Consider the following 21,554-nt stretch of genomic DNA (forward strand, 5'->3'; position numbering starts at 1 on the left):
TCCCCCTGCCCCGCCCTCAGGCGAAGTCTTTCGCGAACTCGGCGATCGCTGCCTTGATGCGGTCTTCGGCCGGGCCCTTCACCTTGGGGTCTTCCCTGGTGATCCAGTCCAGCAGGTCGGCGTGCCTGGTGCGCAGGTGCTTGAGCAGCCCCTGTTCGAACCGGCCCACGTCCTTCACCGCGACGTTGTCGAGGAAGCCGTTGGTGCCGGCATAGATCACGCAGACGATTTCCGCGTTGGTCAGCGGCGAATACTGCGGCTGCTTCATCAGCTCGGTCAGGCGCGCGCCGCGGTTCAGCAGCTTTTGCGTGGCCGCGTCGAGGTCGGAGCCGAACTGCGCGAAGGCGGCCATTTCACGATACTGCGCGAGGCTGAGCTTCACCGGGCCGGCCACCGATTTCATCGCGTTGGTCTGGGCCGAGGAGCCCACGCGCGACACCGACAGACCCGTGTTCACCGCCGGGCGCACGCCCTGGTAGAACAGTTCGGTTTCCAGAAAGATCTGGCCGTCGGTGATCGAGATCACGTTGGTCGGAATATAGGCCGACACGTCGCCGGCCTGGGTTTCGATCACGGGCAGCGCGGTCAGCGAGCCGGCGCCGAAATCCTCGTTCAGCTTGGCCGAACGTTCCAGCAGGCGCGAGTGCAGATAGAACACGTCGCCCGGGTAGGCCTCGCGCCCCGGCGGGCGGCGCAGCAAGAGCGACATCTGGCGATAGGCCACGGCCTGCTTGGAGAGGTCATCGTAGATGATGAGGGCATGGCGGCCGTTGTCGCGGAAGTATTCCGCCATCGCAGTGGCCGAATAGGGCGCCAGGAACTGCATCGGCGCGGGGTCCGAGGCGGTGGCGGCCACGACGATGGTATAGGCCATCGCGCCGGTTTCCTCGAGCTTCTTCACCAGCTGCGCCACGGTCGAACGCTTTTGCCCGACGGCGACGTAGACGCAGTAGAGCTTTTTCGATTCGTCGTCGCCCGCCGCCTCGTTATAGGACTTCTGGTTCAGGATGGTGTCGAGCGCGATGGCGGTCTTGCCGGTCTGGCGGTCGCCGATGATGAGTTCGCGCTGGCCGCGGCCGACGGGGATCATGGCGTCCACGGCCTTGAGGCCGGTGGCCATCGGTTCGTGCACCGACTTGCGCGGGATGATCCCGGGGGCCTTCACGTCGGCGATGCGGCGTTCGGTAAAGGCGATGGGGCCCTTGCCGTCGATCGGGTTGCCCAGACCGTCCACGACGCGGCCCAGCAGCGCGTCGCCCGCGGGCACGTCCACGATGGACCTGGTGCGCTTGACGGTGTCGCCTTCCTTGATGTCCTGGTCGGAACCGAAGATCACGATACCGACGTTGTCGGCTTCGAGGTTCAGCGCCATGCCGCGGATGCCGCCGGGGAATTCCACCATCTCGCCGGCCTGCACGTTGTCGAGGCCGTGCACGCGGGCGATCCCGTCGCCGACCGACAGCACGCGGCCGACTTCGGCCACTTCGGCATCCTTGCCGAAATTCTTGATCTGCTCCTTGAGGATCGCAGAGATCTCAGCAGCCTGGATTCCCATCACCCAACCTCTTTCATGGCATTCTGCAGGGAAGCGAGCTTGGCGCGGATCGACGTGTCGATCATCTTCGAGCCCACCTTGACGACAAGACCGCCGATGAGGGACTCATCGACGGTCGCATTCAGTTTCACGGTCTTGCCGACGCTGGCCTGAAGGGTCGCCGCAAGGGCAGCGGCCTGTTCGGCGGTCAGTTCGGTGGCCGAGGCGACCTCGGCGGTGATTTCGCCCTTTTCGGCGGCGATGCGCGCGCGCAGGTCGGCCAGCAGGTGCGGCAGCACGAACAGGCGGCGCTTTTGCGCCATCAGCGCCAGCGTATTGGCGACCAGCGCCGAGACGCCCATCTTTGCCGCGACCGCGGCAATGGCGCGGCCCTGATCCTCGCGCGTCAGCAGCGGCGAGGCGATCGCCTCGCGCAGGTCCGCGCTGGCCTTGAGCGCCGCATCCAGCGCATCGACATCGCGTTCCAGCGCGGTCAGCGCCTTGTCTTCCCTGGCCAGGTCGAACACGGCCTGCGCATAGCGCGCGGCAATGCCGGAGGAGATCGAAGCTGGTTCGGACACGTCAGCCCTTCCGTTTGTCTTTGCCCTGCCTTGCCGGCGGCATCGGTGCCGCGCGCATGGTCAAGGTCCACCCTTGGCGCAGACCGGGGGCCTGCGTCTGAAATCCGGCTTGCGTGTAGCAGAGGACTTTCCGTGCCGCAACCGCGAAGGCGGGCGGCGAAAGCCATGTCGGTCGCAAACATTTGATGTTGCCGCGCGCCGGGACAGGATGCCGCAGGCGCGGGCGGTCAGCGCGGGTTGCGGCTGCGGGCGGGGCCGGGTTCGGCCACCGGGCGGGCCGCCCCTTCGAGCGCGCGCAACGGGCGGCGCACCACGGCGCCCAGCCCGCCGCGGGTGGGCGCCCAGACCTGGCGGCTGGCCTCGACCATGATGACGCCGCCGGCGCGCCAGGGCAGGATGTGGCGGGCGTGGCGTTCCCAGAAATCGGCGGTGCGCAGCCAGAACCGCCCGCCTTGCGGCGGCAGGAACAGCGCCGAGACGGTGCGTTCGGGGGTAAAGCCGTGGCGCCTGAGCTGGGCTTCGAGCTGCCCGGCGGAATAGGGGCGCCCGAAGCCGAAGGGCGTGCCGTCGCCCCGGCTCCAGAGCCCGGCGCGGTTGGGCACGATCGCCATCAGCCGCCCGCCGGGGCCCAGCACACGGCCCGATTCCTCCAGCACCGCCGAGGGGTTTTCCGAGGTTTCCAGCCCGTGCATCAACACCAGCCGGTCGATGCTGTCGTTGGCCAGCGGCCAGAGCGTTTCCTCGCACAGCACCGAGACGTTGGGCAGGCCCGCCGGCCAGGGCATGACGCCTTGCGGCCCCGGCATCAGCCCCACCACGCGGCTTTGCGGCGCAAGGTAGGGGCGCAGCAACGGCACCGCAAAGCCGAAGCCCGCCACCGCCTCCCCCGCGCGCGGGGGCCAGAGGGCCACCAGCTGGTCGCGCACCGCCTTTTGCGCCGCGCGCCCCAGCCGCGTGCGGTAGTAGAAGTTGCGCAGGTCGAGCACGTCGAGGTGCATTGCGTCGCAGGCCCGTTCCGGGGGATGTTGCCCCCGACCATAACGAGGATCGGGAAAAACGCCATGCTGCCTGAGATCGTCACCGTGCCCTGCCTGCGCGACAATTACGCCTACCTCGTGCGCGACCCGGCCAGCGGCGCCACCTGTTGCGTCGATGTGCCCGAGGCGGCGCCGATCCTGGCGGCGCTGGCCGCGCGCGGCTGGCGGCTGGACGAGATCTGGCTGACGCATCACCACCCCGACCACATCGACGGCGTGGCCGCGCTGGTTGCCGCCACCGCGGCACGGGTGACGGGGGCCGCGGCCGATGCCCACCGCCTGCCCCCCCTGCACCGCGCGGTGCGGCGGGGCGACCGGCTGGCGCTGGGCACCCTGGCGGGCGAGGTGCTGGAGGTGCCGGGCCACACGATCGGGCATGTGGCCTATGTGCTGCCGGGCGCGGCCTTCACCGCCGACAGCCTGATGGCGCTGGGCTGCGGGCGGCTGTTCGAAGGCACCCCGGCCCAGATGTGGGACAGCCTGCAACGGCTGGCCGCGCTGCCCGAAGACACGCTGGTCTGTTCGGGGCACGAATATACGGACTCGAACGCCCGCTTCGCCCTGACGATCGAGCCCGGCAACCCCGCCTTGCAGGCCCGCGCCGCCGCCGTGCGCGCCGCCCGCGCCGAAGGCCGGCCGACCGTGCCATCCACCCTGGCCGAGGAACGCGCGACCAACCCGTTCCTGCGCGCGCATCTGCCCGAAATCAAGGCAGCCCTGGGCCTGGCCGGCGCCCCCGATGCGGCCGTCTTTGCCGAAATCCGCGCCCGGAAGGACCGTTTCTGACCTCGCCCGCCTGCCGCGCGATCACATTTTGACCGCAAGCCGGAATATTCCGCACCGCCGGCAAAATTGCCCTTGAAGACGGGCCGAGAAAACCGAAGTTTAACCTCATGAGGCGAGGGTGGAGCCAAGGCCCGCCCGCAGGACAAGGAGCACCGAAGTGCCGTCGTTCACCACCACGCTCGAGCAAGCCATCCACGGTGCCCTGGCCCAGGCCAACGCGCGCCGCCACGAACTCGCCACGCTGGAACACCTGCTGCTGGCGCTGATCGACGAACCCGATGCCGCCCGCGTGATGAAGGCGTGCAGCGTCGATCTGGAAGCGTTGCGCAAGACGCTGCTGGAGTTCATCGACGACGACCTGTCGAACCTCGTGACCGATGTCGAAGGGTCCGAGGCCGTGCCGACGGCCGCCTTCCAGCGCGTGATCCAGCGCGCGGCGATTCACGTGCAGTCCTCGGGCCGGTCCGAGGTGACGGGCGCCAACGTGCTGGTCGCCATCTTTGCCGAACGCGAATCGAACGCCGCCTATTTCCTGCAGGAGCAGGACATGACGCGCTATGACGCGGTGAACTTCATCGCGCATGGCGTGGCCAAGAACCCCGCCTATGGCGAGGCGCGGCCCGTGCAAGGCGCCGACGAGGCGCAGGAAACCCCCAAGGCCGAAGCCGGCGAGGCCAAGGAATCGGCGCTGTCGAAATATTGCGTCGATCTGAACGTGAAGGCGCGCAAGGGCGACGTGGACCCGTTGATCGGCCGCGAGGCCGAGGTGGAGCGCTGCATCCAGGTGCTGTGCCGCCGGCGCAAGAACAACCCTCTGCTGGTGGGCGACCCCGGCGTGGGCAAGACCGCCATCGCCGAAGGGCTGGCGCTGAAGATCACCCGCGGCGAAACGCCCGACATCCTCGCAGGCGCCACGATCTACAGCCTCGACATGGGCGCGCTGCTGGCCGGCACCCGCTATCGCGGCGATTTCGAGGAACGTCTGAAACAGGTGGTCAAGGAACTGGAAGACCACCCCGATGCCATCCTGTTCATCGACGAAATCCACACGGTGATCGGCGCCGGCGCCACCTCGGGCGGGGCGATGGATGCCAGCAACCTGCTGAAGCCCGCGCTGCAAGGGGGCAAGCTGCGCTGCATGGGCTCGACCACCTACAAGGAATTCCGCCAGCACTTCGAAAAGGATCGCGCGCTGTCGCGCCGGTTCCAGAAGATCGACGTCAACGAACCCTCGGTCGAGGATTCGGTGAAGATTCTGATGGGGCTGAAACCCTATTTCGAGGATCACCACGACCTGCACTATACCAAGGATGCGATCCGCGCCGCGGTCGAACTGGCTGCGCGCTACATCCACGACCGCAAGCTGCCCGACAAGGCCATCGACGTGATCGACGAGGCGGGGGCGGCGCAGCACCTGGTGGCCGAATCCAGGCGGCGCAAGACCATCGGCCCCAAGGAGATCGAGGCCGTGGTGGCGAAAATCGCCCGCATCCCGCCGAAAACCGTGTCGAAAGGCGATGCCGAGGTGCTGCGCGACCTGGAAACCACGCTCAAGCGCATGGTCTTCGGCCAGGATGCGGCCATCGAGGCGCTGGCCAGCGCCATCAAGCTGGCGCGCGCCGGGCTGCGCGAGCCCGAAAAGCCCATCGGCAACTACCTGTTCGCCGGCCCCACCGGCGTAGGCAAGACCGAGGTGGCCAGGCAGCTGGCCGCGAGCCTCGGGGTGGAGCTTCTGCGCTTCGACATGTCGGAATACATGGAAAAGCACGCGGTTTCCCGCCTGATCGGCGCGCCTCCGGGCTATGTCGGCTTTGACCAGGGCGGTCTTCTGACCGACGGGGTGGACCAGCATCCGCATTGCGTGCTGCTGCTGGACGAGATCGAGAAGGCCCACCCGGATGTCTACAACATCCTGCTGCAGGTGATGGACCACGGCAAGCTGACCGACCACAACGGCCGGCAGGTGGATTTCCGCAACGTCATCCTGATCCTGACCACCAACGCCGGCGCCTCGGACATGGCCAAGGCCGCCATCGGTTTCGGCCGCGAACGCCGCACGGGCGAGGATACCGCCGCCATCGAACGGCTGTTCACGCCCGAGTTCCGCAACCGTCTGGATGCCGTGGTGTCCTTTGCACCGCTGCAGCGCGCCACCATCCACAAGGTCGTGGAAAAGTTCGTCATGCAACTGGAAGCGCAGCTGATCGACCGCGGGGTGCACATCGAGCTGAGCCCCGAAGCCGCCGACTGGCTGGGCGACAAGGGCTATGACGACAAGATGGGCGCGCGCCCGCTGGCCCGCGTGATCCAGGAGCACATCAAGAAGCCGCTGGCCGAAGAACTGCTGTTCGGCCGGCTGACCAAGGGCGGCACGGTGCGCGTCGGGGTCAAGGACGGCGCCATCGACCTGCAGATCGAGGAGCCGGCAAAGCCGCGGCTGACGGGGGCCAAGCCCCCGCTGCTGACGGCCGACTGATGCGCAGGGTTCTGGCGGCGGCGGCCCTGGCGGTCGCCGCCCCGGCCCAGGCGGACATCGCCTTGCGCCTGCCGGTGGCGTGCACGCTGGGCGAGACCTGTTTCATCCAGAACCACGTCGATACCGACCCGGGCCCCGGGCACCGCGATTTCGCCTGCGGGCACCTGAGCTACGACGGCCATGACGGCACCGATTTCACGCTGCCCACGCTGGCCGACATGGCCCGCGGCGTGGCCGTGCTGGCCCCGGCCGACGGCACCGTGACCGGCACCCGCGACGGCATGCCCGACATCGCCTTCAACGCCCCCGGGGCGCCGCCGCTGGACGGGCGCGATTGCGGCAATGGCGTCGCCATCGACCACGGCGGCGGCTATGTCACGCAGCTTTGCCACCTTGCGCAAGGCTCTGTCCTGGTGCGGAGGGGCGAGCGCGTGGCGGCCGGGCAACCCCTGGGCCGCATCGGCCTGTCGGGGCGCAGCGAGTTTCCGCATGTGCACCTGAGCCTGCGCAAGGACGGCCGCGCGGTCGACCCGTTCCGCCCCGAGACGACCGAGGGGTGCGACCCCGCGCCGGCCCCCGGGCTCTGGGCCGAACCGCTGGCCTACCTGCCCGCCGCGCTGACCGGCGCCGGCATCGCCACCGATCCGCCCGATTTCGCGCAGGTGCTCGCCGGCCTGCCCACGCCCGATCTGCTGCAAGCCGATGGGCCGGCGCTGGTGGTCTGGGCGGTGGTGATGGGGCCGAAGGCCGGCGACCGGCTGAGCCTGCGCCTGACCGGCCCGCAAGGCCCGCTGCACGAACAGACCGTCACGCTCGACCGCGACCAGGCGCGGGCCTTCCGCTTTTCCGGGCGCCGCACGCCGGCGGGCGGCTGGCCCCCCGGCCCCTACCGCGCCGAGATCGCGCTGATCCGCGACAACCGCGTGCTGGACCGGGCCGAGGTCGCCAGCACCCTGCGATAACGCAGGGCGCGGCGCGGGGTTTCCCAAGGGGGCAGCCCGCCCCCTTGGGCGCGGGGGTGGGGGGGGGGGGGCGCCCCCCCCCCCCCCCCCCCGGGCCCCCCCCCCCCCCCCCCCCCCCCCCCCCCCCCCCCCCCCCCCCCCCCCCCCCCCCCCCCCCCCCCCCCCCCCCCCCCCCCCCCCCCCCCCCCCCCCCACCCCCGGCCGGGCGCCCTACGACAGCGGCTGCGCGCGTTCCACCAGCCGGGCAAAGAAGCTGGCGCCGATGGGGGATGCCTCGTCGTTGAAGTCGAAGGCCGGGTGGTGCAGCCCCGCCCCCGGCCCGGTGCCGAGGAACAGATAGGCCCCCGGCCGCGCCTCGAGCATGTAGCTGAAATCCTCGGCCCCCATCTCGCGGTCGGCGCGGGCATCCACCAGATCCACGCCGGAGATCTCGCGCGCCACATCGGCGGCAAAGTCGGTTTCGGCCGGGTGGTTCACCGTGGGCGGATAACCGCGTTCATAGGCGATTTCGGCCGCCACCCCATAGGCCGCGGCATGGCCTTGCACGATCTCGCGGAAGCGCCGCTCGGCCAGGTCGCGCACCTGCGGCGAAAAGCTGCGGATGGTGGCGCAGAACCAGGCCTCTTCGGGGATGATGTTCGACGCCGTGCCCGCATGGATCTGCGTGATCGAGACCACCAGCGATTCGATGGCCGAGGTGTTGCGCGACACGATGGATTGCAGCGCCTGCACCATGCCGGCGGCGGCGATGATCGGGTCCACCGTCTCGTGCGGGGTGGCGCCGTGGCCGCCGCGCCCGCGCAGGCGCACCCAGGCGGTATCCACCGCCGCCATCAGCGGCCCCGGCGTGGTCACGAACTTGCCGAAGGGCAGGTTCGGCGCGTTGTGGATGCCATAGACCTGGCCGATGCCGAAACGGTCCATCACGCCTTCCTGCACCATCACCTCGCCGCCGCCGCCGTCCTCCTCGGCCGGTTGAAAGATCAGCGCGACCCGGCCGCGGAACCGCCGCGTTTCGGCCAGGTATTTCGCCGCCCCCAGAAGCATGGTCACATGCCCGTCGTGCCCGCAGGAATGCGCCCGGCCCTTGACGGTCGAGGCATGGGCAACGCCGGTGGTTTCCTCGATCGGCAGCGCGTCCATGTCGGCGCGCAGGCCGATGGTCGGGCCTTCGCCTTGGCCGTTCAGGATCGCCACGATCCCGGTGCGCGCGATGCCGGTGTGGATTTCGTCCACCCCGATCGCGCGCAGCCGTTCCACGATGAAGGCAGCGGTGTCGTGGCAGTCGAAGGCGAGTTCGGGATGGGCGTGCAGATGGCGGCGCCACCCTTTCATTTCCTCGGCATAGCCTGCGATGGCGTTGAGGACGGGCATCATGGACTCCTGCGGCTGTTCCCGGCTAAGCCCGCATGTGAACCCCAAAACGCGGATGCCCGCAATGCCCGACCCCCGTCACGACCCCGTCATCTTCGACCCCGAAGCCGGAATCGCGCGCCTGCTGGCGATCATGGCCGCCTTGCGCGACCCAACCCATGGCTGCCCCTGGGATCTGGAACAGACCTTTGCCACCATCGCCCCCTACACGCTGGAGGAGGCGCACGAGGTGGCCGATGCCATCGAACGGCAGGCCTGGGACGAATTGCCGGCCGAGCTGGGCGACCTGCTGTTGCAGGTGGTCTATCACGCGCGCATGGCCGAGGAGGCGGGGCTGTTCGGCTTTGCCGAGGTGGTGCGCGCGATTTCCGACAAGATGGTGGCGCGGCATCCGCATGTGTTCGGCGACGCCAGCCGCGACAAGACGGCCGACCAGCAGACCCGCGACTGGGAGGCGCAGAAGGCGCGCGAGCGCGGGCCCGCCGGCGTGCTGGATGGCGTGGCGCTGGGCCTGCCGGCGCTGACCCGCGCGGTCAAGCTGCAGGCGCGCGCCGCGCGGGTGGGCTTCGACTGGCCCGATGTGGCGCAGGTGGTGGACAAGGTGGCCGAGGAGGCGCGCGAGCTGGTGGAGGCGCGCGATACCCTGGGCCCTGCGGCGCTGGAGGAGGAGTTCGGCGACCTGATGTTCGTCATGGCCAACCTTGCGCGGCACCTGAAGATCGACCCGGAAGCCGCGCTGCGCAAGGCGAATTCCAAGTTCACCCGCCGCTTTGCGCATATCGAGCGGCGCCTGGCCGAACAAGGCCGCAGCCCCGCCGACAGCACCCTGGCCGAGATGGATGCGCTGTGGAACGAGGCCCGCGCCGCCGACAAGGTGGGCGACCGGGCGACCGGCAAAAGCTGATTTTTTCACTCAGGTATTGACCCGAGCAAAAAAGTCGGAAATAACGGCCGGGCAAAACCGACCGAACGGAGATCCGCATGTCGATCCGCCAATTCCTGTTTGCCTCTGTCGCGGCGCTGGTCGCCGCCCCGGCGCTGGCCGAGGAGGTGAACGTCTATACCACCCGCCAATCCTATCTGATCGAGCCGGTGATGGCCGCCTTCACCGCCGAAACCGGCATCAGGGTCAACCTGGCCTTCGTGGAAAAGGGGCTGGTGGAGCGGCTGAAATCCGAAGGCAGCCGCAGCCCGGCCGACCTGGTGATGACGGTGGACATCGCCAACCTGAACCAGATCGTCGAGGCGGGCGTGCTGCAAGCCGTGGACAGCCCCGTGCTGAAGGCAGCCGTTCCGGCCGACCTGCGCAGCCCCGAGGACAAGTGGTTCGCCCTGACCAGCCGCGCCCGCATCGTCTATGCCAGCAAGGACCGCGTGCCGGATGGCGAGGTCACCACCTACGAGGATCTGGCCAGCGACAAGTGGAAAGGGCGCATCTGCACCCGGCCGGGCGTGCATGATTACAACCTGGCGCTGCTGGCGGCGATGATCGCCCATCATGGCGAGGATGCGGCCCGCGACTGGGTCGCCGGCCTGCGCGCCAACCTGGCCCGCAAGCCCGAAGGCAACGACCGCAGCCAGGTCAAGGCGATCTGGGCCGGCGAATGCGACATCAGCCTGGGCAACACCTATTACATGGGCGCCATGCTGGCCGACCCCGAGCAGAAGGCCTGGGCCGAGTCGGTCCGCATCGTGTTTCCGCGGTTCGAAAACGGCGGCACGCATCTGAACGTCTCGGGCATCGGCATGACCGCCGCCGCCCCCAACCGCGACGCGGCGCTGAAGCTGATGGAATGGCTGGTGTCGCCGCAGGCGCAGGCGATCTATGCCGAGACCAACCACGAATACCCGGTGCTGGCGGGGGCCAAGCGGTCGGACCTCGTGGCGTCCTGGGGCGAGTTCCAGCCCGACACGCTGGACCTGACCGAGCTTGCGCGCCTGCGCCCGGCGGCGCTGAAGATCATGGAAGAAGTCGGCTACGACAACTGACCTGCCGGACGGCGGCGATGGCGGGCGGCCCCCCTTCCCGGGGGCCGCCCGTGCGGCGTTGCGGTTGCCGGCGGCGAGGCGGCCGGGTATGGCTGGGCAAGTGCCCCCGGAGCCGTGCCATGACCTTGTCCGACCGTCTTGCCCTGGCGCTGACGCTGCTGTTGGCGGTGGCCTTTCCGGTGGCGTGGTTCGCGCCCTTGATGACGGTGCGGCTGCGCCTGGCGTTCTGGGCCGAGGGCACCGATGTCAGCCTGATCTCCACCTTGCAGGCGCTTTGGTCCGACGACCCGGGGCTGGCGCTGGTGCTGAGCTTTCTGGCGCTGGCGGCCCCGATGCTCAAGCTGCTGGGGGCGGCGCTGATCCTGTTGGGGGCGCTGACGCCCCGGGCCGAGGGCGCCTTGTGGCTGCTGGGGCGGCTGGCGATGGCGGATGTGTTCCTGATCGCGGTCTATATCGCGCTGTTCAAGGGGCTGGATGCCGCCACGATCCGGCCGGGCTGGGGGCTTTGGGCCTATACCGGGGCGGTGCTGGCCTCGCTGGCGCTGTCGTCGTGGCTGGCGCGGCGCGAAGCGGGGTTGCGGGGCGCAGGCCGGAACGGCACAAGAGGCGCATGAGCAGATCCGCCACCACCTTTGCCTGCACCGCCTGCGGGGCCACCAGCCGCAAATGGGCCGGCCGCTGCGAGGCCTGCGGCGCCTGGAACACCATTCAGGAAGAAGCCCCCCTGTCGCAGGGCCCCGGCGCGCGGGCGCTGACACAGCGCGGCAAGACCGTGCCGCTGACCGACCTGGGCACCGAGGAACCGCCGCCGGCGCGCATTTCCAGCGGCATCGGCGAATTCGACCGGGTGCTGGGCGGCGGGCTGGTGCCGGCCTCGGCGGTGCTGGTGGGGGGCGACCCCGGCATTGGCAAGTCCACCCTGCTGTTGCAGGCCGCCGCCAGCTTTGCCCGCACCGGCGCCCGGGTGGCCTATGTCTCGGGCGAGGAAGCCTCGGCACAGGTGCGGTTGCGCGCGGGCCGGCTGGGGCTGGCCCAGGCGCCGGTCAAGCTGGCCACCGAAACCGCGCTGCGCGACATCCTGACCACGCTGGATGCCGAACGCCCCGATCTGGCCATCGTCGATTCGATCCAGACCATGTGGCTCGACACGGTCGAGGCCGCGCCCGGGTCGGTGGCGCAGGTGCGCGCGGCCGCGCACGAGCTGGTGAGCTTTGCCAAGCGGCGTGGGGTGGCGGTGGTGATCGTGGGCCATGTCACCAAGGAAGGCACCATCGCCGGGCCGCGGGTGGTCGAGCACATGGTGGACACGGTGCTGTATTTCGAAGGCGAGCGCGGCCACCAGTTCCGCATCCTGCGCAGCGTCAAGAACCGCTTCGGCCCCGCCGACGAGATCGGCGTGTTCGAGATGACCGGAACCGGCCTGGCCGAGGTGGCGAACCCTTCGGCGCTGTTCCTGTCGGCGCGCGATGCGCCGGCGCCGGGGTCGGTGGTGTTTGCCGGCATCGAAGGCACCCGGCCGGTGCTGACCGAGATTCAGGCCCTGGTGGCCCCTGCCCCGCCGGGCAGCCCGCGCCGCACGGTGGTCGGGCTCGATTCGGGGCGGCTTTCGACCATTCTGGCGGTGCTCGACGCGCGCTGCGGCATTCCGTTTACCGGGCTCGACGTGTTCCTGAACGTGGCCGGCGGCCTGCGGGTGAACGAACCGGCGGCCGACCTTGCGGTTGCGGCCGCGCTGCTTTCGGCGCGCGAGGATGTGGCGATTCCGCCCGACACGGTGTTTTTCGGCGAAATCTCCCTGTCGGGCGCGCTGCGCCCGGTGGCGCAGACGGAAAACCGGTTGAAAGAGGCGCAGAAACTTGGTTTCTCACAGGCGGTCGTGCCGGCCGGGTCGCGCCTTGGCGCGGTGCCGGGCCTGAAGGTGCGGGAAATGGCCGACCTGACGGCGGTCGTGGGCGAGATGTTCGGCGCAGGCTAGGCGCCACGGGGCCGCGGCCCCGATAGGGAGATCGGAATGGAAGGCTTCACCCTGGTCGATGCGGTCGTGGCCGTCGTGATCGTGCTGTCGGCCATTCTGGCCTATTCGCGCGGTCTGGTGCGCGAGGTGCTGGCCATCGCCGGCTGGGTCGGCGCCGCGGTTCTGGCCTTCGTCTTTGCCGCCCAGGCCGAGCCGCTTATCAAGGAATTGCCGGTGGTGGGCGACATCCTGCGCGACAGCTGCGAATTGTCGCGGCTTGCGGCCTTTGCCGCGGTGTTCGCCGTGGGGCTGATCCTGATGGCGCTGTTCACGCCGCTGTTTTCCTCGATGGTGCAGCGCTCGATCCTGGGCGGGGTGGATCAGGGCCTGGGCTTCCTGTTCGGCGTGCTGCGCGGGGTGATCCTGATTGCGGTGGCCTTTGTCGTCTACGACCGCGCGGTCACCGCCAACACCGTGCCGATGGTGGACAATTCGCGCTCGGCGCAGATCTTCGCCTCGTTCCGCACCTCGCTGGAAAGCCGGATCCCTTCGGACGCGCCGGGCTGGATCGTGCGCCAGTACGAAGGCCTGGTCGGCGATTGCAGCGCCCCGCGCACCGCCCCCGCCCCGGCGGGCCCGGCACCCTCGGGCGGCTGATCGCCGCGTGACACCCGGGTGACAAGCCGCTAAGGAGAAGCGCAACCGTCCCGCGGATTCGAGGCTTCCATGACCCTGCTGCCCGGCACCCCCTTCGACTGCCACCCCGACGGGGACAAGCTGAAGGAGGAATGCGGCATCTTCGGCGTGACCGGCGTGGCCGATGCCGCCCATTTCGTGGCCCTGGGCCTGCACGCGCTGCAGCACCGCGGGCAGGAGGCTGGCGGCATCGTCTGCCACGACCCGGTGCAAGGCTTCAACTCGGCCCGCCGCTTCGGCTATGTGCGCGACAACTTCACCCGCTCCGACGTGATGGCCACCCTGCCCGGCCCCATCGCCATCGGGCATGTGCGCTATTCCACCGCCGGGTCCAAGGGGGCCACCGCGATCCGCGACGTGCAGCCCTTCTTCGGCGAGTTTTCCATGGGCGGCTGTGCCATCGCGCATAACGGCAACCTGACCAACGCCGCCGCCTTGCGGCGCGAGCTGATCGAACGGGGCAGCATCTTCCAGTCCTCGTCGGACAGCGAATGCATCATCCACCTGATGGCGCGTTCGATCCAGAAGACCATCGCCGAACGGCTGAAGGATGCGCTGCGCCGGGTCGAAGGCGCGTTTTCCGTCATCGCCATGACGCGCACCAAGCTGATCGGCGTGCGCGACCCCCTGGGCGTGCGCCCGCTGGTGCTGGGCCGGCTGGGCGAAGGCTGGGCGCTGAGTTCGGAAACCTGCGGGCTCGACATCGTCGGCGCCGAGTTCGTGCGCGAGATCGAGCCGGGCGAGATGGTGGTGATCGAGGAAGGCCGGGTCAACAGCCACCGCCCCTTTGCCCCGGCGCCGTCGCGGTTCTGCATCTTCGAACATGTCTATTTCTCGCGCCCCGATTCGCTGATCGGCGGCCGCTCGGTCTATGAGACGCGGCGCCAGATCGGGGTGGAGCTGGCGCGCGAGGCGCCGGTCGAGGCCGACCTGGTCTGCCCCGTGCCCGACAGCGGCACACCGGCCGCCATCGGCTACAGCCACGAATCGGGCATTCCCTTCGCCCTGGGGATCGTGCGCAACCAGTATGTCGGGCGCACCTTCATCGAACCGACCGAGCAGATCCGCAACATGGGCGTGCGGCTGAAGCTGAACGTCAACCGCGCGCTCATCCAGGGCAAGCGGGTGGTGCTGGTGGACGACAGCGTGGTGCGCGGCACCACCAGCCGCAAGATCAAGGACATGATCCTCGATGCCGGCGCGGCCGAGGTGCATTTCCGCATCGCCTCGCCGCCCACGGCCTGGCCGTGCTTTTACGGCGTCGATACGCCCGAACGCTCCAAGCTGCTGGCCGCCACGATGACCGAAGACCAGATGCGCGACTGGATCGGGGTCGATTCGCTGCGCTTCGTCAGCCTCGACGGGCTTTACCGCGCCGCCGGCGAAGCCGCAGGGCGCAACGCCGCCGCCCCGCGGTTCTGCGACGCCTGTTTCTCGGGCGACTATCCGGTTGCGCCGGCCGACCAGATCGAACAGGGCTTTCAGATGAAGGCGGCCGGTTAACCCCTTTCACCTTGCCGAAATATCCCGCGGGGGTCCGGGGGCGCGAAGCCCCCGGTCCGCGGCCAGTCCCGGAGACCCGCCCATGAGCGCCCCATCCTCTCGCATCGCCCTTGTCACCGGCGCCTCGCGCGGCCTTGGCGCCGCGATGGCCGAGGCTCTGGCGGCGCGCGGCTGGCAGGTGGTGGCGGTGGCGCGCACCGTCGGCGGGCTCGAGGAGGTCGACGACCGCGTGCAGGCGCTGAAACTGCCCGGTGCCGGGGCGCTGACGCTGGCGCCGATGGACATCACCCATGACGACGCGATGCGCCACCTGTGCCGGTCGGTGCACGACCGCTGGGGCCGGCTGGACCTGTGGGTGCATGCCGCCATTCACGCCGCCCCCCTGGCCCCCGCCGGCCATATCGACGGCAAGGACTGGGAAAAGTCGGTGGCCATCAACCTGCGCGCCACGGGGATGCTGATTCCGATGATCGAGCCCTTGTTGCGCGCCAGCACCGCGGGCGGCAGCGCGATGTTCTTCGACGATCCGCGCGCCGGGCAGAAGTTCTTCGGCGCCTATGGCGCGACCAAGGCCGGCCAGATCGCGCTGGCGCGCAGCTGGGCGGCCGAAACCCTCCGCACCGGGCCGAAGGTGCTGATCGAAACGCCCGCTCCGCTGGCCACCGCCACCCGCGCCCGATTCTTTCCCGGCGAGGATCGCAGCCGCCTGGCCGCCCCGCGCGACGAGGCGGCAAGGCTGGTCGCCCTGGTCTGAGCGCGGCGGGGAAAACCCCCTTGCACAAGGGCGCGCGATGGTGCTAAGCCCCCGACCGCGCGGGTATGATGTAATGGTAGCCTGTCAGCTTCCCAAGCTGAACGCGCGGGTTCGATTCCCGCTACCCGCTCCAATCCATCGGACATGGCAGGCATGGGTCGGCGTGGCGTTTCTGCCGCAGAAACGGACCGTCGGGTTGCCCGCACCTCGCTGGTCCGTGACTTGCCTAAATGTTTTGCTATCTCTAGATGACGCGGGCGTCTGGGGCCGTCACGGGCCGCAGACGGCATCGACGGGCAGCAAAGGACGACCCCACCATGACCACCCAGAAACCCCAGCAGGGCAGCCAGCAACCGGCACCGACCCAGCAACAGGGGTCGCAGACCGACGGAACCCGCCAGCAGGGCAGCCCGTCGCAAACGCCGCGCTTTACCGACTGGGCCTCGATCTGAGGACGGTCCCGGCCCCGGAAGCCTTCCGGGGCCTTTGCTTTTGCGCCGGCCCTTGCCGCCGGCGCCGGCGCGCGGCAAGCTGCCCGGCACCATGACCGAGCGCACCGCAAGCCCGCCCCCGCCGGCGCAAGACCTGCCCGCAGGGCGCACCCCGATTTCCGCCATCCGCAACCTTGGCCCGGCGACCGAGGCGGCGTTTCGCCGCGCCGGCATCGCCGATGCCGAAACCCTGCGCGCCCTGGGCGCCGATGCCGCCTATGCCCGGCTGCTGGCGGCGGGGGAACGCCCGCATTTCATCGGCTATTACGTGCTGGTGATGGGCCTGCAAGGCCGCCCTTGGAACGATTGCCAGGGCCCCGAAAAGGCCGCCCTGCGCGCGCGGTTCGACGCGATCAAGGCCGCGGCCGCCGCGCGCCCCGATGCCGGGCTGGCCCCCGGCATGGCGGCGGCGCTGGATGCGCTGGGGGTGGTCGAACCCCGCCCCCGCGCGGCGCGCCCCGAATGAAAACGGCCGCCCCCGGAAGGGCGGCCGATGCGGGCAAGCTGCGGTCGGGCAGCGATCAGCCCACCAGTTCCAGCCCCGAGAAGAAGAAGGCGATCTCGCGCGCGGCCGAAGCCTCGCTGTCCGAGCCGTGGACCGAGTTTTCGCCTTTGGACAGCGCGAATTCCTTGCGGATGGTGCCTTCGGCGGCCTGGGCCGGGTCGGTCGCGCCCATCACTTCGCGGTTCTTCGCAATGGCGCCTTCGCCTTCGAGCACCTGCACCACCACCGGCTCGGAGGCCATGAAGGCCACGAGCTCGCCGTAGAAGCCGCGCTCCTTGTGTTCGGCGTAGAAGGCGCCGGCCTGGGCCGGGGTCAGGTGGATGCGCTTGGAAGCGATGACGCGCAGGCCGGCATCCTCGAACTTGGCGATGATCTTGCCGGTCAGGTTGCGCCTGGTGGCGTCGGGTTTGATGATGGAAAGCGTGCGTTCGATGGCCATGATGCCCTCTGGAAATCCTGTCGGACCGCGCCCCATGCCCGGCCCCGTTGCGGCGCCTGCCCTAGCATGGCCTCTGCCAAAGGAAAACCCCCGCCACCATTGACGCGGGCGCGGTTTCCGGGCACTTCGCCGCGCATGCTGCGCATCGAGGACATCACCTATTCCGTCGAAGGCCGCCCCCTGTTCGAGGGCGCCAGCGCCACCATTCCCACCGGGCACAAGGTGGGCCTGGTCGGGCGCAACGGCACCGGCAAGACCACGCTGTTCCGGCTGATCCGGGGCGAGCTGGCGCTGGAAGGCGGCAGCATCACCCTGCCCGCCCGCGCCCGCATCGGCGGTGTCGCGCAAGAGGTGCCGTCGTCGTCCACCTCGCTGCTCGATACGGTGCTGGCGGCCGATACCGAACGCGCCGGCCTGATCGCCGAGGCGGCCACCGCCACCGACCCCGCCCGCATCGCCGAGATCCAGACCCGGCTGGCCGATATCGACGCCTGGTCGGCCGAAGGGCGCGCCAGCGCCATCCTGCGCGGGCTGGGGTTCGATGCGCAGGCACAGCACCGGCCCTGTTCGGATTTCTCGGGCGGCTGGCGGATGCGCGTGGCGCTGGCCGGCGTGCTGTTCGCGCAGCCCGACCTGCTGCTGCTGGACGAACCGACGAACTACCTCGACCTCGAAGGCGCGCTGTGGCTGGAAAGCTATCTGGCGCGTTACCCCAACACGGTCATCATCATCAGCCACGACCGCGGGCTGCTGAACCGTGCCGTCGGGTCCATCCTGCATCTGGAAAACCGCAAGCTGACGCTCTGGGCCGGCGGATACGACAGTTTCGCCCGCCTGCGCGCCGAACGGCTGGCGGTGCAGGCGGCCGAGGCGAAAAAGCAGGAGGCGCGGCGCGCGCATCTGCAAGCCTTCGTGGACCGCTTCAAGGCCAAGGCCACCAAGGCGGCGCAGGCGCAATCCCGCGTCAAGATGCTGGAGAAGATGACGCCGATCACCCCGCCGGAGGAGGCGAAACGGCAGGTCTTTACCTTTCCCGCCCCCGAGGAGCTGTCGCCCCCCATCGTCAGCATGGAAGGCGTCGCGGTGGGTTACGACGGCAAGCCGGTGCTGAAGGGGCTGTCCTTGCGCATCGACCAGGACGACCGCATCGCGCTTCTGGGCCGCAACGGCGAAGGCAAATCCACGCTGTCGAAGCTTCTGGCGGGCAAGCTCGGGCCGATGGCGGGGCAGGTCACGCGGTCGGGCAAGCTGCGCATCGGCTATTTCGCCCAGCATCAGGTGGACGAGCTGCACCTGGACGAAACGCCTCTGCAGCACATCCAGCGGCTGCGCCCGGCCGAAGGTCAGGCGCAGTTGCGCGCGCGGCTGGCGGGCTTCGGGCTGATGGCGGAACAGGCGGAAACCGTGGTGGGGCGGCTGTCGGGCGGGCAGAAGGCGCGGCTGAGCCTGCTGCTGGCCACCATCGACGCGCCGCATCTCTTGATCCTCGACGAGCCGACCAACCACCTCGACATCGAATCGCGCGAGGCGCTGGTGGTGGCCTTGACCGAATATTCCGGCGCCGTGGTGCTGGTCAGCCACGACATGCACCTGCTGGGCCTGGTGGCCGACCGGCTGTGGCTGGTCAAGGGCGGCAAGGTGGCCCCCTATGGCAAGGATCTGGAGGCCTACCGCGCCGAGCTGCTGGAGCGCGAGGCACCGCCGCCCAAGGCCGAAAAACCCAAGGAATCCCGGGCCCGACCCTCGCGCGAGGCGATCCTGGCCTTGCGCGCCGAGGTGCGCAAGTGCGAGGACCGGGTGGCGAAGCTCGAGGCGATGCGCGCGAAGGTGGCCGATACGCTGGCGGACCCCGCGCTGTATGACGAGGCGCGCCTGCACGAGCTGGAAGGCTGGAACCGCAAGTTCGCCGAAATCGAAGAAGCGATGACCCGTGCCGAGGCGCTGTGGCTGGACGCCCAGGAACGGCTGGACGCAGCCGAGGCCTGAGCCGTGGCGCCGGGGCTTGGCAGCCGGCGGCGCAGCCCGTAGCCTGAGCGCCGCGCCACCCCGGGGGACACCGACGCGATGCCCGATACCGCCTTTCTGCTGACCGCGCTGGTCACGCTGTTCGTGATCGTCGATCCGATCGCGCTGGTGCCGCTGTTCATTCCGCTGACCAAGGGCATGGATGCCGCCCACCGCCGCCGCATCGCGCTGCGCGCCTGTCTGGTGGCGGCCGGGGTGCTGACGGTGTTCGGGCTGGTGGGCGACGGTTTGCTGACGCTGATCGGCATTTCGATTCCGGCCTTCCGCATCGCCGGCGGGGTGCTGCTGTTTCTGACCGCGCTCGACATGCTGTTCGAGCGGCGCACCCGCCGGCGCGAGGACAAGACCCACCCCGCCGACCCGCATGAGCTGGACGACCCTTCGGTGTTTCCGCTGGCGGTGCCGCTGATCGCGGGGCCGGGGGCCATCGCCTCGATGATCCTGCTGACGGCGCAGGCGGGGGGCGGCTGGACCGGATTTCTGATCGTGGAAGGCGTGATGATGGCGGTGATGGCGGCGACCTTTGCCATGTTCCTGCTGGCCGCCCCGCTGGAGCGCGCGCTGGGGCGCACCGGCACGCTGGTGGTGACCCGGGTGCTGGGCATGCTGCTGGCTGCGCTGGCGGTGCAGTTCATCATCGACGGGGTCAAGGGCACCGGGCTGGTGGGCTAGCCGGGGCGCGCCTGCCCGGCGGCAAGGCCGGGGGGCGCTGCCCCCCGGACCCCCCGGGATATTTGGACAAGGTGAAAGGGCCGGCGGCTTGCCCTGTGGCTTGCGAGCCGCTAGGAGGGCGGCACCGCCGCGACCCTGCCCGACAGACCGACCGAGAGGCCCGCCATGATCCCCCGCTATTCCCGCCCCGAGATGGTGGCCATCTGGTCGCCGGAAACCCGGTTCCGCATCTGGTTCGAGATCGAGGCCCATGCCTGCGACGCGCAGGCCGCGCTTGGCGTGATTCCGAAGGCGAATGCCGAAGCGGTGTGGAAGGCGAAGGACGCGACCTTCGACGTCGGCAGGATCGAGGAAATCGAGGCGGTGACCAAGCACGACGTCATTGCCTTTCTGACCCATCTGGCCGAGATCGTGGGGGCAGAGGAAGCGCGCTTTGTCCATCAGGGCATGACCAGTTCGGATGTGCTGGACACGACGCTGAACATCCAGCTGGTGCGCGCGGCCGACCTGCTGCTGGCCGGGGTGGATCGGGTGCTGGCGGCGCTGAAGACCCGTGCCTACGAACACAAGGACACCGTGCGCATCGGGCGCAGCCACGGCATTCATGCCGAACCCACGACGATGGGCCTGACCTTTGCGCGGTTCTATGCCGAGATGAAGCGGGGCCGCGAGCGGCTGGAGAACGCCCGCAAGGAAGTGGCCACCGGCGCGATTTCCGGCGCGGTGGGCACTTTCGCCAACATCGACCCGGCGGTCGAGGAACACGTCTGCAAGATGCTGGGCCTGCGCCCCGAGCCGATTTCGACCCAGGTCATCCCGCGCGACCGGCATGCGATGTTCTTTGCCACGCTGGGTGTCATCGCAAGCTCCATCGAGAACATCGCCATCGAGATCCGCCACATGCAGCGCACCGAGGTGCTGGAGGCCGAGGAATATTTCAGCCCCGGCCAGAAGGGCTCCAGCGCGATGCCGCACAAGCGCAACCCGGTGCTGACCGAAAACCTGACCGGGCTTGCGCGGCTGGTGCGCATGGCGGTGATCCCGGCGATGGAGAACGTGGCGCTCTGGCACGAGCGCGACATCAGCCATTCTTCGGTGGAGCGCATGATCGGCCCCGATGCCACGGTGACGCTGGACTTCGCCTTGCACCGGCTGGCCGGCGTGGTGGAAAAGCTGGTGATCTACCCCGAGAACATGTTGAAGAACTTGAACAGGTTCAAGGGTCTGGTCATGAGCCAGCGGGTGTTGCTGGCGCTGACGCAGGCCGGTGTCAGCCGCGAGGATGCCTATGCCATCGTCCAGCGCAACGCGATGAAGGTCTGGGAACAGGGCGCGGATTTCAAGACCGAGCTGCTGGCCGACCCGCAGGTGACCGCCGCCCTGTCGCCGGCCGAGATCGAGGAAAAGTTCGATCTCGGCTATCACACCAGGCATGTGGATACGATCTTTGCCCGGGTTTTCGGCAGCTGAGGCGGCGATCACGCATCCGTGATCCGCTGAAATGCGCCAGCGCGTGGAAAAGCGGCATTTCGTGCTAGGCTTTTGCCTGCGGGCATTCCGCCTGTCAGGGAGATGACGCATGAAGGCAAAGGTTCTGTTTTCCGCCCTCGTCCTGGGGCTACTGCCGGGTGTGGCCGTTGCGCAATGCGCGGGCAAGCACGAACAGGTGGTGCAATGCGGCCAGGGCGAAAGCCGCGACCCGGTGTCGGGTCAGTGCGTGAAGCCGGTGCACAGCTGATAACCGGCGCTTAACTTGCGCATGGCACCTTGCGGGGC

21 protein-coding genes and 1 tRNA gene are annotated in these 21,554 nt (G+C 69.3%); 17 read left to right on the forward strand and 5 right to left on the reverse strand.

Features of this window, described 5'->3' with window-relative positions; genetic code table 11:
- Positions 1 to 16: 16 nt before the first annotated feature.
- The 3 genes from atpA to ACK4S2_RS02975 form a co-directional block, all read right to left on the reverse strand.
- Positions 17 to 1,555 carry a F0F1 ATP synthase subunit alpha gene (gene atpA, locus ACK4S2_RS02965; protein WP_409620162.1) on the reverse strand — a complete coding sequence of 513 codons (1,539 nt, stop codon included), beginning with the start codon at positions 1,553 to 1,555 and terminating at the stop codon, positions 17 to 19.
- Positions 1,555 to 2,115: a F0F1 ATP synthase subunit delta gene (locus ACK4S2_RS02970; protein WP_409620164.1), complete on the reverse strand. Its 561-nt coding sequence runs from the start codon at positions 2,113 to 2,115 to the stop codon at positions 1,555 to 1,557. Before ACK4S2_RS02970 ends, atpA begins: the two co-directional genes overlap by 1 nt.
- Before the next feature lie 227 nt (positions 2,116 to 2,342).
- Positions 2,343 to 3,113: a class I SAM-dependent methyltransferase gene (locus ACK4S2_RS02975; RefSeq protein ID WP_409620166.1), complete on the reverse strand. Its 771-nt coding sequence runs from the start codon at positions 3,111 to 3,113 to the stop codon at positions 2,343 to 2,345.
- A 63-nt stretch (positions 3,114 to 3,176) separates the two neighbouring features.
- Here ACK4S2_RS02975 and gloB point away from each other — a divergent pair, with 63 nt between their 5' ends.
- The 3 genes from gloB (at position 3,177) to ACK4S2_RS02990 (ending at position 7,376) form a co-directional block, all read left to right on the forward strand.
- Positions 3,177 to 3,938, forward strand: a complete 762-nt coding sequence (gene gloB / locus ACK4S2_RS02980; protein WP_409620167.1) for a hydroxyacylglutathione hydrolase — start codon at positions 3,177 to 3,179, stop codon at positions 3,936 to 3,938.
- 157 nt (positions 3,939 to 4,095) lie between these two features.
- Positions 4,096 to 6,414, forward strand: coding sequence for an ATP-dependent Clp protease ATP-binding subunit ClpA (gene clpA, locus ACK4S2_RS02985; protein ID WP_409620169.1), 2,319 nt, complete (start codon positions 4,096 to 4,098; stop codon positions 6,412 to 6,414).
- Positions 6,414 to 7,376, forward strand: a complete 963-nt coding sequence (locus ACK4S2_RS02990) for a M23 family metallopeptidase (protein WP_409620171.1) — start codon at positions 6,414 to 6,416, stop codon at positions 7,374 to 7,376. Before clpA ends, ACK4S2_RS02990 begins: the two co-directional genes overlap by 1 nt.
- Positions 7,377 to 7,586: 210 nt before the next feature.
- Here ACK4S2_RS02990 and ACK4S2_RS02995 read toward each other — a convergent pair whose 3' ends face one another.
- Complete coding sequence (locus ACK4S2_RS02995; RefSeq protein WP_409620217.1) at positions 7,587 to 8,750, reverse strand: M20 aminoacylase family protein; 1,164 nt, start codon at positions 8,748 to 8,750, stop codon at positions 7,587 to 7,589.
- 64 nt (positions 8,751 to 8,814) lie between these two features.
- Between ACK4S2_RS02995 and mazG the strand changes: the two genes are divergently transcribed.
- From mazG to ACK4S2_RS03045, 10 genes are all read left to right on the forward strand, one after another.
- The gene (gene mazG, locus ACK4S2_RS03000) at positions 8,815 to 9,654 is read left to right on the forward strand and encodes a nucleoside triphosphate pyrophosphohydrolase (RefSeq protein WP_409620173.1); all 840 of its coding nucleotides are present in this window, start codon (positions 8,815 to 8,817) and stop codon (positions 9,652 to 9,654) included.
- Between the two features lie 77 nt (positions 9,655 to 9,731).
- Entirely contained in the window at positions 9,732 to 10,739 is a 1,008-nt protein-coding gene (locus ACK4S2_RS03005; protein WP_409620175.1) for a Fe(3+) ABC transporter substrate-binding protein, read from the forward strand.
- A gap of 119 nt (positions 10,740 to 10,858) precedes the next feature.
- Entirely contained in the window at positions 10,859 to 11,353 is a 495-nt protein-coding gene (locus ACK4S2_RS03010) for a paraquat-inducible protein A (protein WP_409620177.1), read from the forward strand.
- On the forward strand, positions 11,350 to 12,714 hold the full coding sequence (gene radA, locus ACK4S2_RS03015) for a DNA repair protein RadA (RefSeq protein ID WP_409620179.1): 1,365 nt from the start codon (positions 11,350 to 11,352) through the stop codon (positions 12,712 to 12,714). The genes ACK4S2_RS03010 and radA overlap by 4 nt, the downstream gene beginning before the upstream one ends.
- 36 nt (positions 12,715 to 12,750) lie before the next feature.
- A complete protein-coding gene (locus ACK4S2_RS03020; protein ID WP_409620181.1) occupies positions 12,751 to 13,350 on the forward strand; it encodes a CvpA family protein in 600 nt (199 codons plus the stop codon).
- A gap of 69 nt (positions 13,351 to 13,419) precedes the next feature.
- On the forward strand, positions 13,420 to 14,892 hold the full coding sequence (gene purF / locus ACK4S2_RS03025; protein ID WP_409620183.1) for an amidophosphoribosyltransferase: 1,473 nt from the start codon (positions 13,420 to 13,422) through the stop codon (positions 14,890 to 14,892).
- Positions 14,893 to 14,974: 82 nt separating this feature from the next.
- On the forward strand, positions 14,975 to 15,646 hold the full coding sequence (locus tag ACK4S2_RS03030; protein ID WP_409620185.1) for an SDR family NAD(P)-dependent oxidoreductase: 672 nt from the start codon (positions 14,975 to 14,977) through the stop codon (positions 15,644 to 15,646).
- Positions 15,647 to 15,705: 59 nt separating this feature from the next.
- A tRNA-Gly gene (locus tag ACK4S2_RS03035) sits at positions 15,706 to 15,779 on the forward strand.
- 184 nt (positions 15,780 to 15,963) lie between these two features.
- Positions 15,964 to 16,098: a hypothetical protein gene (locus tag ACK4S2_RS03040; RefSeq protein ID WP_409620187.1), complete on the forward strand. Its 135-nt coding sequence runs from the start codon at positions 15,964 to 15,966 to the stop codon at positions 16,096 to 16,098.
- 91 nt (positions 16,099 to 16,189) lie between these two features.
- Positions 16,190 to 16,603 carry a TfoX/Sxy family DNA transformation protein gene (locus ACK4S2_RS03045; protein ID WP_409620189.1) on the forward strand — a complete coding sequence of 138 codons (414 nt, stop codon included), beginning with the start codon at positions 16,190 to 16,192 and terminating at the stop codon, positions 16,601 to 16,603.
- 55 nt (positions 16,604 to 16,658) lie between these two features.
- Here ACK4S2_RS03045 and ndk read toward each other — a convergent pair whose 3' ends face one another.
- The gene (gene ndk / locus ACK4S2_RS03050) at positions 16,659 to 17,081 is read right to left on the reverse strand and encodes a nucleoside-diphosphate kinase (protein ID WP_409620191.1); all 423 of its coding nucleotides are present in this window, start codon (positions 17,079 to 17,081) and stop codon (positions 16,659 to 16,661) included.
- Positions 17,082 to 17,216: 135 nt separating this feature from the next.
- Here ndk and ACK4S2_RS03055 point away from each other — a divergent pair, with 135 nt between their 5' ends.
- The 4 genes from ACK4S2_RS03055 to ACK4S2_RS03070 all read left to right on the forward strand — a co-directional run bounded on the left by ACK4S2_RS03055 (position 17,217) and on the right by ACK4S2_RS03070 (position 21,516).
- Entirely contained in the window at positions 17,217 to 19,067 is a 1,851-nt protein-coding gene (locus tag ACK4S2_RS03055) for an ABC-F family ATP-binding cassette domain-containing protein (RefSeq protein ID WP_409620193.1), read from the forward strand.
- Between the two features lie 78 nt (positions 19,068 to 19,145).
- The gene (locus ACK4S2_RS03060) at positions 19,146 to 19,778 is read left to right on the forward strand and encodes a MarC family protein (protein ID WP_409620195.1); all 633 of its coding nucleotides are present in this window, start codon (positions 19,146 to 19,148) and stop codon (positions 19,776 to 19,778) included.
- Between the two features lie 165 nt (positions 19,779 to 19,943).
- Positions 19,944 to 21,248 carry an adenylosuccinate lyase gene (gene purB, locus ACK4S2_RS03065; RefSeq protein ID WP_409620197.1) on the forward strand — a complete coding sequence of 435 codons (1,305 nt, stop codon included), beginning with the start codon at positions 19,944 to 19,946 and terminating at the stop codon, positions 21,246 to 21,248.
- Between the two features lie 109 nt (positions 21,249 to 21,357).
- Complete coding sequence (locus ACK4S2_RS03070) at positions 21,358 to 21,516, forward strand: hypothetical protein (RefSeq protein WP_409620199.1); 159 nt, start codon at positions 21,358 to 21,360, stop codon at positions 21,514 to 21,516.
- The last annotated feature ends 38 nt before the right edge of the window (positions 21,517 to 21,554 follow it).

It is taken from the genome of Gemmobacter sp., assembly GCF_046292685.1.
In the GTDB taxonomy this organism is placed as follows: Bacteria; Pseudomonadota; Alphaproteobacteria; order Rhodobacterales; family Rhodobacteraceae; genus Wagnerdoeblera.